The organism is Segatella asaccharophila, assembly GCF_054687055.1.
The window spans coordinates 1-569 of record NZ_BAACAN010000066.1; the positions used below are offsets into that span (position 1 = coordinate 1).

At 41.1% G+C, this 569-nt stretch carries 1 pseudogene; it reads right to left on the minus strand.

What is annotated here, in order from left to right:
* Positions 1–569: pseudogene (locus ACYRYG_RS13340) on the minus strand (SusC/RagA family TonB-linked outer membrane protein); the annotation flags it as partial.

Sequence of the window (569 nt, forward strand, 5' to 3'; positions counted from 1 at the left end):
ATTTGTATCGTATCCAAAACGACCAAAGAAACTAAGTCCCTTGGTAATAAAACCTAAATCCTGATTAAGGTTTAAAGTCAACTGAATCTTGTTTTTCCAAGTTTCTGCATATCCCTCCTGAGTGGCATAAACCCACGGATTTGTCCGGAAACCAGTCCCTTGAGCCTGGTAATAACCATTTGAAAATTTTACCGGAACAATAGGAATCTGCCCTAACAATGATGTCCAAATATCACCTGCTGCCGGCCTATTCTGGGCATCCAGAGACCCAGAAACGCCCAAGCTTAACAAGGTTGTTTTTGTAATATTGACATCTGTATTCATCCGGTAATTCCAACGATGATAGTCCGCATTAGTATTATGCTCCTTCTTAAGATCCTTATCCACCCTATAGATACCCGATTCATCCACATAACTTCCAGATAAGAAATAACGGGCAAGAGAACCACCCCCACTGACACTCATATTTGCACGATAAGTAGGAGCACCCTTCTTAAGAAGCAACTTCATCCAGTCGGTATTCGCATACAAATCCGGATCCAGTCCAGATTTAAACAGATTAATATCAC